At 23.1% G+C, this 12345-nt stretch carries 16 protein-coding genes; 3 read left to right on the forward strand and 13 right to left on the reverse strand.

Annotation, left to right across the window (positions count from 1 at the left end; all coding sequences use genetic code 11):
* Positions 1-76 precede the first annotated feature (76 nt).
* From K5V21_RS09335 to K5V21_RS09345, 3 genes are all read right to left on the reverse strand, one after another.
* Positions 77-622 (reverse strand): tRNA (mnm(5)s(2)U34)-methyltransferase, encoded by a 546-nt coding sequence (locus K5V21_RS09335; protein WP_221861035.1) that lies wholly within the window; start codon positions 620-622, stop codon positions 77-79.
* A 33-nt stretch (positions 623-655) separates the two neighbouring features.
* Positions 656-1366 (reverse strand): pseudouridine synthase, encoded by a 711-nt coding sequence (locus tag K5V21_RS09340; protein WP_221861036.1) that lies wholly within the window; start codon positions 1364-1366, stop codon positions 656-658.
* A 160-nt stretch (positions 1367-1526) separates the two neighbouring features.
* A complete protein-coding gene (locus tag K5V21_RS09345) occupies positions 1527-1724 on the reverse strand; it encodes a hypothetical protein (protein ID WP_221861037.1) in 198 nt (65 codons plus the stop codon).
* Positions 1725-1857: 133 nt separating this feature from the next.
* Between K5V21_RS09345 and K5V21_RS09350 the strand changes: the two genes are divergently transcribed.
* Positions 1858-2247, forward strand: a complete 390-nt coding sequence (locus K5V21_RS09350) for a PadR family transcriptional regulator (RefSeq protein ID WP_221861038.1) — start codon at positions 1858-1860, stop codon at positions 2245-2247.
* Between the two features lie 40 nt (positions 2248-2287).
* Here the strand turns inward: K5V21_RS09350 and K5V21_RS09355 are convergent, their stop codons facing one another.
* The 7 genes from K5V21_RS09355 to K5V21_RS09385 all read right to left on the reverse strand — a co-directional run bounded on the left by K5V21_RS09355 (position 2288) and on the right by K5V21_RS09385 (position 7283).
* Positions 2288-3325, reverse strand: a complete 1038-nt coding sequence (locus K5V21_RS09355; protein ID WP_221861039.1) for a hypothetical protein — start codon at positions 3323-3325, stop codon at positions 2288-2290.
* Positions 3309-4205 carry an ABC transporter ATP-binding protein gene (locus K5V21_RS09360; protein WP_221861040.1) on the reverse strand — a complete coding sequence of 299 codons (897 nt, stop codon included), beginning with the start codon at positions 4203-4205 and terminating at the stop codon, positions 3309-3311. The genes K5V21_RS09355 and K5V21_RS09360 overlap by 17 nt, the downstream gene beginning before the upstream one ends.
* Positions 4202-4756 carry a hypothetical protein gene (locus K5V21_RS09365; RefSeq protein WP_204596293.1) on the reverse strand — a complete coding sequence of 185 codons (555 nt, stop codon included), beginning with the start codon at positions 4754-4756 and terminating at the stop codon, positions 4202-4204. Before K5V21_RS09365 ends, K5V21_RS09360 begins: the two co-directional genes overlap by 4 nt.
* A gap of 94 nt (positions 4757-4850) precedes the next feature.
* On the reverse strand, positions 4851-5486 hold the full coding sequence (locus K5V21_RS09370) for a hypothetical protein (RefSeq protein WP_221861041.1): 636 nt from the start codon (positions 5484-5486) through the stop codon (positions 4851-4853).
* A gap of 89 nt (positions 5487-5575) precedes the next feature.
* The gene (locus K5V21_RS09375) at positions 5576-5770 is read right to left on the reverse strand and encodes a hypothetical protein (RefSeq protein ID WP_204596291.1); all 195 of its coding nucleotides are present in this window, start codon (positions 5768-5770) and stop codon (positions 5576-5578) included.
* A 49-nt stretch (positions 5771-5819) separates the two neighbouring features.
* Positions 5820-6350, reverse strand: coding sequence for a TetR/AcrR family transcriptional regulator (locus K5V21_RS09380; RefSeq protein WP_204596290.1), 531 nt, complete (start codon positions 6348-6350; stop codon positions 5820-5822).
* A gap of 231 nt (positions 6351-6581) precedes the next feature.
* Complete coding sequence (locus tag K5V21_RS09385; protein ID WP_221861042.1) at positions 6582-7283, reverse strand: LytR/AlgR family response regulator transcription factor; 702 nt, start codon at positions 7281-7283, stop codon at positions 6582-6584.
* Between the two features lie 174 nt (positions 7284-7457).
* On the opposite strand from K5V21_RS09385, the gene K5V21_RS09390 reads away from it, so the two are divergent.
* Positions 7458-7886 (forward strand): divergent PAP2 family protein, encoded by a 429-nt coding sequence (locus tag K5V21_RS09390; protein ID WP_204596288.1) that lies wholly within the window; start codon positions 7458-7460, stop codon positions 7884-7886.
* A 20-nt stretch (positions 7887-7906) separates the two neighbouring features.
* Here the strand turns inward: K5V21_RS09390 and K5V21_RS09395 are convergent, their stop codons facing one another.
* Positions 7907-8938 (reverse strand): 3'-5' exonuclease, encoded by a 1032-nt coding sequence (locus K5V21_RS09395; RefSeq protein ID WP_221861043.1) that lies wholly within the window; start codon positions 8936-8938, stop codon positions 7907-7909.
* 87 nt (positions 8939-9025) lie between these two features.
* Here K5V21_RS09395 and K5V21_RS09400 point away from each other — a divergent pair, with 87 nt between their 5' ends.
* Entirely contained in the window at positions 9026-9640 is a 615-nt protein-coding gene (locus tag K5V21_RS09400) for a hypothetical protein (protein ID WP_221861044.1), read from the forward strand.
* A gap of 34 nt (positions 9641-9674) precedes the next feature.
* On the opposite strand, the gene K5V21_RS09405 is transcribed toward K5V21_RS09400, so the two are convergent.
* Positions 9675-10589 carry a hypothetical protein gene (locus tag K5V21_RS09405; RefSeq protein ID WP_221861045.1) on the reverse strand — a complete coding sequence of 305 codons (915 nt, stop codon included), beginning with the start codon at positions 10587-10589 and terminating at the stop codon, positions 9675-9677.
* Between the two features lie 302 nt (positions 10590-10891).
* On the reverse strand, positions 10892-11923 hold the full coding sequence (locus K5V21_RS09410) for a DUF6398 domain-containing protein (protein WP_221861046.1): 1032 nt from the start codon (positions 11921-11923) through the stop codon (positions 10892-10894).
* Positions 11924-12345: the final 422 nt, after the last annotated feature.

Below are 12345 nucleotides of genomic sequence, written 5' to 3' on the forward strand. Positions count from 1 at the left end.
TCATATTTTATATATTTAAAATACAGTTTTTTATTTTTGTATTAATTAAATTACTACAATATTAATAAATTTATATTTAACTATTTTTTTCGATAACTACAAGCATTGGTGCCGTTTTGCTCCTGTTTAAAAATTGATGAATCATCACTCCATATTCTTTTTTTGAGATTTTTTCTAGAAAATTTAATATGCAAGATTGTTCTTTTTTACCTTCATCATGCCCAATATAAATGCATATTGTCATAATTCCACCTGGATTAAGAATTTCTAATCCAGTTTTTATACTTTCTAGTGATGTAGTATGTTTTGTTGTTATTTCCTTTGAAGTCCCAGGTAAAAAACCAAGATTATACATAATACAGTCAACATTCTCGGTTATATAATTATTAAATTTATGGTGTGAATCACAAATGACTGTAACATTATCTTTATTTTTATCACTATATCTTATACAAGCTTTCTCTTGCACATCGAAAGAATATACTTTATTAAAATTTAAAGATAAGAAGTCAGTGTCATATCCATTTCCTAATGTACCATCAATTGCTACATTTTTATTTTTTAAATACTTATTAATTATATTATGTGATAATTCACTAATATCACCTACATAATTAAACATTTAAAATCCTCCTTAACATATATCATGTATTTATTATAAAGAATTAATATAATTAAGTTCATCTTTTGTTAATTCTCTATATTCACCTTTCTTTAAATACCCAAGTTTAATATTCCCTACAGAAATTCTCTTTAAGCTTACCACATTATGGTTGAATGCCGAACACATTTTTCTTATTTGCCTATTTTTACCTTCATGTATAACTATTTCTACTGTAGAATTATTATTTTCAAAAGAGATTTCCTTAATTTCACAGTTAGCAGTTACATACCCACCAATATCTACTCCATTCATGAATAAATCCATTTCTTTTTGAGTAAACTTTCCTTTTACAACTGCTATATATTTCTTTTTAATTTTTACTCGTGGATGAATTATTTTATTATAAATGTCTCCATCATTTGTTAAAAGTAATAAACCTGAACTATCATAGTCAAGTCTTCCTATTGGAAATACTCTTTCATTAATATTAATTAGATCCATAATAGTTTTTCTTCCTTTTTCATCATTAAGAGATGTTATATATCCTTCAGGTTTATATAACAGTAAATATACCTTTTTTTCTTCTGGTACAATTATTTTATCATTATATTCTACAACATCTACATTTGGAGTTACTTTTATACCTAATTCTTTTACACATAAACCATTTACTTTAACTTTTCCTTCAGTAATTAATAATTCACATTTCCTTCTAGATGCCACTCCGCATTTTGCCATATATTTTTGCAATCTTTCTTCCATGTATAATCCTCCAATATTGTATTTCTTCTATGATTATATATATTAATTTAAGTTTTTACAATAATATAAGCTACATAAAGAGCATCATTTTATAAAGATATGAATTAATAATTTAATATGTAAATATAAAAACTTAGGTAAAAACCTAAGTTTTTATATTTTAAAAGAAGCACCCACGACTTAAAAGTAATATCCATAGTAATGGTACGCCGCCAAATCCACATCCACAACCACAATTACCAAATCCACCGTTATTAAATCCCCCGCAGCCGCAGTTGCCAAATCCACGATTATTAAATCCTCCACAGCCACAATTATTATTACAGCAACAATTGTTACATCTACACCTTCTTGACATGTTAATCAGCTCCTTATCTTTGGTTATTATATACTATTCATAATATATATAATTGTGTTATTTATTTATAATCATTTACGAGTATATGTAACTAAAGTATAATATAGTTAAGTACTTATTAGGAGGGATAATAATGGATAAAAGGAATCGTATTGTAGCACCAAGAAATGTTGTAAATACAAAAATGTTATACATGTTATATATTCTTAAGGAGCTATCAAAAGGTGAAGTAGTATTTGGAAATAAAATTCTAACTGATTTTAAAGAGATGTTTGATTCGACTACTATGCCCTTTCCAGTTTCATCAAGTACTGTATATGAAAGCTTATATGAACTTGAAGAAAGAGATTATGTAGTTTCAAAATGGAGTGGTGAAGATATATCAAATAAAAGAAGTAAAAAAGTATATTCAATAACTGATAGAGGCGTTTCTTATTTAAATTCAAACTTAAGTGATTATATTTTAAATTTAGATAAGACAAAATCTACTCTAGACAAATTAAAACAAATGTTGTTAAAATAAAAAAGAGGTTTATAAGAAATATTTCTTATAAACCTCTTTTTTATTTTATAAACTTAGATATAAGCTTACTTATAATCATATTAGAAATAATTATAAGTATTATTTCTATAAAAATAAATGATATAATATATTTTCCATTATAAAAATAGTTAATCATAAAAATTTCATTTATAATATATGATCCATATGACCCTATTGCAATAGATGCAAAAAAAGTTATTACATACTTAACATTTTTAAAAACAAAAAAGTTCGATATATTTTCCATTTTAACCTTTTTGTTTAGCAATTTAACTATAAATAAAATACCAAATGATATTAATAGGATTAAAAAACTAATAAATATAGTTATTTTATTATTATCTGCTAAATAATATAAAGCATCTTTTTGAAGTTCATATTGAAAATAATTTAAATATGATAGAAAAACATCTCTAATACGAATGATATATGAATAGATATTATTGCTAACTGGATTTGTATTAAAAATTATTCCTATATTAACAATGGTAAAAACAATTAAAGATACAGGTATCAATACTATTGAAATTATTGTAACAAAAGAATTTGAAAATAGTCTATCTATAAGAAGCGAATATGAAATAGTTAATATACCTAAAACTAATAACTTAAACGAATCCTTAAATAGTACTTCATAATAATTAGAACAATAGTACAAAACATCACTATGCTTATATCTAATACATATAGCTAAATAAATATATATAACTATAAATAATATAACTATACCTATATTACATAAAAAGTTATTCCAGAAGATTTCATTTCTATTGTAGGGGCCACTACTGATTACTATCATTTTACTTCTTTTTTTAAGTCCATTTCCAGCAATATATACTAGTATTATTAAGCAAATGAATACGGCTATTGAAAGTACATCAATTAAAATAAATTTATCACTATTAAATGAAGCTATTCTATTTTTAAAATCTATAATCTTATGGTTGCAAATATTTAAATAAGAATAGCTAGTCCATATAAATGTTGCTAATAATATTGACCATTTAGTTGTATAAAACCATTGATAAATTAAACTTTTTTTAATTATATTTTTCATCTATACTCCCCTCTTCAACTTGATAAATAAACATATCCTCTAAAGTTAAGTTTATTTCTTCTATGAATATGGGATTTAGTTTATTTAATTTTTTTATAAAGATATCATTATAGTCTTTTGTGATTAATGTAAAAACTCGGCCTGTTTTACTAATAGCAAATACTTCCTTAAATTCTAAGAAATCTTCTTCATATATTGGTTTATTAAATGCTACTTGTATCTTTTTTACTTTAGAATTTAAATTCTCAAGACTATCATTATACAAAATCTCACAATTATTTATAATAACTATATCATCACATATATTTTCTAATTCATTTAAATGATGTGAGCTTAATATTATAGTTGAATTGTTTTCTTTTGCTTCATTTTTTAATAAATTAAAAAATTTCTTTTTAAAGATAACATCTAGTCCTGAGGTTGGCTCGTCAAGTATTAAATATTTAGCACCTATAGACAATGCAAACATAATATTTACACGCATTTTCATACCTTTTGATAATTGAAATATTTTTTTATCTAAAGGTATTTTAAATAGTTTATTCATCTCTAAAAATTTATCTTCATTAAAATTCTTATATGCAAGTTTATAATATTTTTTTATATCTTTTATTTTAAAGCTAGAAAAGAATGTATTTTCATCTTGTACATAACCTATAGATTCTTTTACTTTTGAATTATCAAAAACATCTATACCATCATATAATATATTTCCTTCTAATGGTTTGTATATACCAGTTAAACAATTTATAAGAGTTGTTTTACCTGCTCCGTTTGGTCCAATTAATCCAACTATTCTTCCTTCATTACAAGTAAAACTTATGTTTTTAAGTATTGATTTATCATCTATACTCATTGAAACATTTCTAATCTCTATCAATTTATCACCTCATTATTAGAATCATCTGAATTTAACTCATTAAACCAAAATAAATCAAATACATAACTTCCCTCTTCTTTTATTACAATAGCGTCAAGGGTTATTGGTATTTTTACTTTGTCAATTACTGAACTTTTTCCATTTGTATAATCATAATTATAAGTTATTCCGTATCCTTTAAATCTAAAGGGAATAATTTCAGTAGATATCTTATAATTATTTATTTTACTAGCTTTATTTATATATTCATTTATTATAGTTTCTTTTTGAGCATCAGATAATTTTATATTCTCTTTTAATTCAACTTTATCATAATTATTTCCTGAATAGGATAGTCTTTTTCTTTTAGATATACAATCATAAAGAGTTTGAGTATCTACATTATTAAATCTATCATCCTGAACACGTAAAAGGCTATTATCAAAAGATTCTATTAAAGAATTTACAGAATAGAATTTATGTTTAGGATTTAATTCTGTTGGCTTTACTATAATTAGTGTTGTTACTATAGTTAGTAAACCTATTAATATTATTATTTTTGATTTTTTCACTCCCCCATCACTCCTATACATAAGAATTTTACATATTTTTCTATAAGTTGTCAATTTATTATTCCTTATATATTTTAAATATTTCTTAATAAATTCAATTGATTTTTTCTTTTATTATATTTTCTTCTGTACATAATTTGTTAAGTGTATTCAATAAATCTTTATATCCATTTTTGATATACTCATTATTACATAAATTTTCATAGGAGATTGTATCAATATTTAAATTCAAAATTTTATTTACATTTCCACCATATATTTTTTCTAATATTGCATAGAACCCCCTTATGACTTCATAATTTTTCTCTTGTGTCCCCTTATTATATTTTAATACATCGTAATTTACTTTCTCAATTATTCCATATAATTGATACAAATAACTTAATTCTCTTATATTATATCTATCACTTAAAGTCGAAACTGCACATGAATAATTTTTATTTATTGGTATAGGATAAATATACTTTATATCATTGCTTTTTGATACTACTCGTATACTTTGATATATAGAAGTGCATATATCTAATCTTATAACATTTGCATTTGCACAAAGTTCTTTAATCTTAAATCGTTCTTCATATTTTCTATTATCCGCTATAATATCATGTTCTTCTTTCATTTTTCTTTTGTGCATCTTATTATTTATAAGCCAACTAAACAAGGCTCCTAGTGCTGAGCCAGCTAGAATTGATAATGCCGAAATTATAGATGTAATTACTGGAATAGGCATATATATCCCTCCTTTTTTATATTAAATTTATTATTAGCAACTTTAACTTTTTTATTACAGTATAAAAAAAGCTAGTTATAAAAACTAGCTTAAAAATACTCTTCTTCAATTTTTTTCTTATAACATTCCATTGAACAATATACTTCTCCTTCAATTTCATCAATATAATTTTGATCTTCAATTAACTTTCCACAATAATGACAAAATATATTATCTTTATTAAATTCATGTTCATGAATTATATCACAATCTATTAGGTTCTTTAAATACTTCTTATATAACATGAAATCCCCCATATAAACTATTACTTAATATATGTTTATTCAAGTAAAATTAAAATATTTTCAATATGGAAATTAAAAACTCAATATTAGCTTCATCATTATCTTCTCTTACATTAATTAAAAAAACTATATTATATAAAAGCAACTTAATTAAATTAATAACTTCTTTTTTAGTTGTTCTTTTAAAATCTTGTAAGTCTAGCTCATTTACAAACTCATATAAACGAATAAGTATAGTTTCTTTTATTATCTTATTTTGATTTAATATTTCAGTTCCTAATCCTTTTCTTTCCTTGATATCAGCATATAAGACATTAATAAACTTTATTGTCTTAAGCTCATTTATTTCTTCTTTAATTAACTCTCTTTTTAATTTATCAAAAGTATTATTCCAGCTTTTTTCTAAGACTTTTAAGAATAAATCACGTTTATTTCCATAATAATTATATAGTGTACCTACTGCAACATCACATTCCTTTGCTATAGCTTTAATATCAACATTATCATAACCGCTATCAGTAAATAATTGCCAAGCAACATTAAATATTTTTTCATCTAGATTCTTTATAATTTTTGGCAATAGACTTCCCCCTTTTATTTATAATACACTTATAGTAAAACATGTTAATAAGTAAATCAACATGTTTAATACAACTTTAATTAAAAACTAATTTTTATATTCTTAAACTTTTATAATATAATTATATTTACTAAAAAATGAGCCTATAAATATAGGCTCATTAATAAAACTTTTTTATATTATTAAGTACTTATAATATTTTTATTTAATATTAATTCAATTTTAAAATCATCAAAGTACATTATTAAATATTTTTTCAACTTGACTTACTTTATATCTACTTACTGGAATAGTTTCATTATTATATAATGTAATAATATTCTTTCTATATTCTTTAATATACTTCTTATTTACTAAATATCCTCTATGAACTTCTATGAATCCATCTTCTTCTAATACTTCTACAAATTTATTAAATTTTATATTATTTGAATAATATATTTCATTCTTTGTATGTATCCTTATCTTTCTATTTTCAATATCAAAATATAATACTTCATCTTTATTTAAATTTAAGAAACCATCTTTTATTTTAAATGAAATTATACTATTTTCTTTTTTATAATAATCTAAAAAATCTTCTATTACTTCTTCAATTTCATCATTTATTCTATTTTTTCTAACGAATCTAAATGGTCTAAATTTAAAGCTTCTATATACACATTTATCAAATGATGTTACAAAAACAAGTTCAGCAGTATTATCTATATTTTTTATTCTTTCAGCAACTTGTAAACCATTTATATTAGGCATGCATATATCTAAAAATATTATGTTATAAAAATTTTTTTTATATGTTTGCATAAAACTTAAGCTATCTGAATACTTTTCAATATTTATATCAACTTGAAATTTTTTAAATATATTATATACTTGTTTTTCGAATATATTTAAAAAATTATAGTCATCATCACAAATGGCAATATTGATCATCTTTATGTCATCCCCCTTTTTTTAATTTTATCATATTATTGGAATCAACTCTTATTAACTTGACTTTTTTTAATATTTGTTCATATACTTAAATTAAAATTTTCTTTTATTAGCCTATTATTTTTTAAATTAAAAGGTATAATAAAAATAGTTGTAAAATATGGAGTGATATATATGATAGTAGAAAACAAATTAATTATTTTAAGTTTAATAGCTTTATTTTTAGCTCAATTTTTAAAAATACCTTTTGGATACATAGTAACAAAAAAAATAGATTTTAATAGATTATTTGAAACAGGAGGAATGCCAAGCTCGCATTCAGCTTTTATAGTTTCACTAACTGTAGGAATAGGTAGAACAAGTGGATTTGAATCTCCTATCTTTGCTCTTTCATTTGTATTTGCATCAATTGTAATGTATGATGCAATGGGTATTAGAAGAGCTGCCGGTGAACATGCTAAACTATTAAATTTAATATTATCAACAGATAATAAATTCAAATTTGATCATACAAAATTAAAAGAGTTATTAGGCCATACTCCATTTGAAGTTCTAGGAGGAATACTATTAGGAATAATCGTAGGATGTTTTTTCCCATTATAAAAGAGTAGATAATAAATTTATTATCTACTCTTTCTTTCTTGAAAATATAATTTGCTTAAATTATAACTATCATCTAATGCATTATGTTGTGATCCTTCAAATAAACTACCATATCTTAAAACTGCATTTTTTAAAGATAATGAATCATCTAACTTTAATATATCCTTACATAATACTTCTTGATAGTCAATATTATAATTAAGAATATAATTAACAATTTCAATGTTCTCTTTTGTTCTATTATTATCATTTTTTAAAACTGAAATATCATTTCCACCCCAATATAAGAACAGTTTATCATTATTTCCACACCATAATTCAAATTCCTTAAAAACATTCTCAAAACTTTTAGCTTTATCTATTTCTTCTTGTTTTAAAGAAGTTATTTCTATACATTTATCTGTTAATTTATGTATTTTTTTAGGCTTTATACATCTATAAAATTTAGAAATTATTTCACCATTTAATGTTGTTTTTACAGCTCCTATACTTATTATTTCTACATCATTAAAATTCACAACGCAATTCATTTCAAAATCAAAAAATATAAGTTCTTTTGTTTTAATAAGATACTTATTTAATTTTAATAATGTACTATTTCTTTTTATAAGCTTTCTATATTCCTTTCCAGCTTTTTTGCATCTAATATATAATGCCATTGGAGGTCTTTTTTCTTTGCTTATTATTTTTCTTACATTCTTTATTTCTATACATTTATAATTATAAAACTTATCTAAAAAGAACTGTATATATTCATACTCTTCATCATAAGAAAAACTTTTCTTATTTATTTTATTAACTACATCTTTTTTATCAGTAAAAAAGATAATATTTCTATCTATTTCTATTTCGTTTAAAGAAATAAGAGAAAGTATGTTTTTACAAATATAGTGTAGTCCGTGATAGTATGCTATTTTATAAGATTCTTCTTTTAATCTTTTCTTTATTTTTATTAAAACTTTATTATTATTAGGATCTTTAATAATATACTGTAATATAAAATTATTAGTTTCACCTTCTATATAATAATAAGCCTCTATATTATTGTTCATTTGTATATTAATCCCTTCATTGATATAATTATATTTAATATTAAATCATTAAATTTATCTTTAATGATAAGATTTTGAGGTGTTCTTATGAATAAATTAAGTAAAAAAATACTAACAATACTAATAATAATTATTATATCACTTTTTATTACATATAAAGTTAGCTTTGAACCTAAAGTTCAAGTAACTTCAATTAATTCTGAAGTTCAAGTTGATACTAAAAATCTACTTGGAAAATTTATTCCAAAGAATGTAGATTTAAATTTATCAGGTATTAAATTAGAATCATCAGCATCATTTAGTGAAGATGAGATAACTAATTTAATTATTACTTTTATTAAAGATAATTCTATACAATCTGATAAATTAAAAGGTCTACAGACTGTAATTAATAATGATCACTTACTATTATATATTAATTTTGACTATAAAGGAATTCCCCTTCAAGCAGTTATAAATTTTACTATTTCAGCTGAAAATAATAGTGCAGTTCTTCATTATAATTATGGAAAAGTAGGATTTATTAATATTCCTAAATCATATATATTTGATCATATAAAAGATAACTCTATAATATCTAAGGAAGAGGCGAATAACGATATTTTTATATCTCTATATAAAAATTATGGTATTTCTATAAAAGAAGCAAATTTAAATGACTCTAAATTAAATTTTAAGTTTCAATTGAAATTTAATTTCTAAAATAAAAAGACACATATTTATATATGTGTCTTTTTCAAACATATATGCTTATTGGAATGATTTGATAAGGATTGTCTGTAATTTTTACTCTAGGACATTTAGGGGGCGTAATTCCTATCTTATATAGACAGTCAAATGCAGGTATACATTTATATAACATCTCTTCATAAAAATCTTGTTGACCTGTCTTTCTTAAAAAGTGGATGTTATCATTATTACAACATTTTTTAACTATTTTTCCGATTATGTTACAATTACAATCTATATTATCTAATTTATTAGTATTATTATTTAAAAAATAATTATTATTTATTGTTAATACTATCTCCTTATTTTGGCACCTTAATATTAGATCACTTGTATTATTTAGATGTAATCTGGATTGAACGTCGTTTAAGAATTTATCTATTATATTAAAATCTAAGCAGTCAATATCTGCTGAGAGTTCATTTAACTTATCACATCCAAAACAATTTATAATAGTCTTCAGTGAATCTACATATTCACTTAAAGACTCACTGCATATCATTCCATTCACTTGTACATAATCACCTTCATTTACATTACCCGAGCATACATCACTTAAGGTTTTTAGTTCTCCTTTATCTTGTAGGCTGGTTACTATGTTTCTATGAAAAGTAAACATAGTAAAAATTCTTTTTTCCTCTTCCTCTATCCTAACAAATCCTCGTTCTTCTATTGTGCTATCATTATCACATCCATAAGTATATGTACTTGCATCTGAATTAGTATAGCCTTTATATCCCTCTCTTTTATCTTTACTATATCTATCTTCACAAAAATTTGTCTCTTTACTCTCATTGTGTAATTTACCACTTAATGTTCTATCGCATGTTATTCTCTTAGTTAAAACCTCAATAAAGCCTTCTGCTATCAAGGAAGATAATCCTTTTATTAATAATTCATCTAAATAAAGAAGAAAATTCAAAAATAGACCCCTCCATTCATATTACTCTTCTTATATATCTATGAATTTATATCAAATTTTATTAAAATTAATAATATTAACATAAGTAAAAAATAGAATAAATCTATAAATTACTATGTTCTTGTTTAAGCTAAATATATAATTTTAAAATAGTTCTATAAAGAATTGTGATCAATTTTGTAATAAGGAACATGCTTAGAATAGGTATTAAGAAATAAAAACTATAAATATAAATGTATCTTTTTGAAAATCTATTGACATAAATATTTTTATATAAAAAAAGTAGGATTAAATCCTACTTTTTACTTTATCTTATTTATAGCTTTAATAAGCCATGATCCAATTTTTTGATTTGTCCATAATGGTAAGCTATATTCAATACAAAGACTTGCTTCTTCTAAGCTCCCTTTTTTATATGAACTTATTTCCCCATCAATAGTTGGTATATTTCCAACTAAGCATTCTATAAAATATGAATTATGTTTTAATGCCTTTTTTAAAGATTTTCTCGCGTTTTTTCTATCATTCTTATAATAGTAATATAATACTTTTGCATATTTAAAAAATATGCAATCCTCTTCATTGTATTTTTGAAGAATTGTATTAGCAAATTCATAATCTTTATTTATTAATGCTCTAAAAACTATAGAATGTCTTACATTTCTTGAATCATATTCATCTAGTTCTAGTAGCTCTTTTTCTATTCTAAAACTTTCTTCATAGTGTCCTAATGCAAATTCATAGTTAGATAATGTTGATAATATAGTTAAATAGAAATCACCTTCTGCAGATATTCCTATTTGCCCTTTATATTCATTAAAATATTCTTTTCCAAGCTTATCATTTAGCATTACAGCACATTTTCTAAGTTCTATAGCTCCTTTTTCTACGTCATCTATATTTAATGCTTTATCAAATAAATCAATAACACTATCTTCACTATCACAACAAGATGAACATTTAGATTTATTATCTTTTACTTTCCACTCTTTAGATGTCTTGTCTATATTTAATAGTTTTCTAATTTCTCTTGACTTACTTCCAATGGTTCCTTCTGAAACTTCAAAAAAATCTGCTAACTCATCCATTCTTAGACCTCTTTTATTAAGAGTGTCATTAACAAAAAAAATTGAATGTACTATTCCAGCAGACCATGTATTACTTTTCCCTCTTGATAGTTTATTGTCTTCATTATTAGCTAATACTTCAATTAATTTAGCACATATTTCTGAATATTCATCATCTAATACTTTACTGCAAAAATTATTTATATTATTTATTATTTCTTCTACCCGAACGTTTAGTTCATCTGGTACATTTACAATGTATTTCATTTACTCCTCCTAAGTAATAATTTTAGACTTTCTTTTAAATCACATTTTAATATTATAACGTAAAATTTTGTTCTAAACAATTATTATATAAAATTTTATAATATTTCAAGATCTTTTATTCCAAAACTTTGATATATATTACATTTCTACTTTTACTTGATGTAATAATTTTTTTCATGTTTGAATAAATTATTACCTCCTAAACTTTTACTGAGTCGCTAATTATTAGCCTTATTTATATAAACTATAAACTTTACCAACTCAAGATACTAAGTTAAATATTAAAAATAACGTAAAATCATGACCACCCGTAAAACGGGTGGTTTGCTCTAGCCCTATAAGGGCATGTTACTGGCTGTGCTACTCGCACATTGAAACGGTTTGCCAACCGCATACTTTTACAAACTGCACCTATAAGGTGC

The organism is Clostridium sardiniense, from assembly GCF_019753795.1.
In the GTDB taxonomy this organism is placed as follows: domain Bacteria; phylum Bacillota; class Clostridia; order Clostridiales; family Clostridiaceae; genus Clostridium; species Clostridium sardiniense.